We start from the raw sequence: 257 nt of genomic DNA on the forward strand, positions 1-257 counted from the left end.
GAGCTGGACCACGACAACCTGCCCTCTGAAACGATCTAGCCCGGCAAGCCCGATCTCTACCACGCTTATCAGGCGACGTTGCTGCCGCGCCTGCCTCTGGCGATCAGTCTGGCCAGTGCGCTGAAATTGCGTTGCTGAATCACAGGCCGAGCAAGAGTAAAAACAGGCCGCCTTGCAGCATTTTTTTGTGGAAAGTACGGGGGCCTCTCAGCAGGGCTTGCTGCGCGGCCTCCAGCAGCTCTGGACGGTGCTGCGCG

At 60.7% G+C, this 257-nt stretch carries 1 pseudogene; it reads left to right on the forward strand.

Going from position 1 to position 257, the window contains the following annotated elements:
• A pseudogene (locus GHO03_RS24950) lies at window positions 1-138 on the forward strand (sugar isomerase); the annotation flags it as partial.
• Window positions 139-257: the final 119 nt, after the last annotated feature.

Origin of the sequence: Pseudomonas sp. FSL R10-1339, from assembly GCF_009600545.1 — a bacterium.
Taxonomy (GTDB): Bacteria; Pseudomonadota; Gammaproteobacteria; order Pseudomonadales; family Pseudomonadaceae; genus Aquipseudomonas; species Aquipseudomonas bubulae.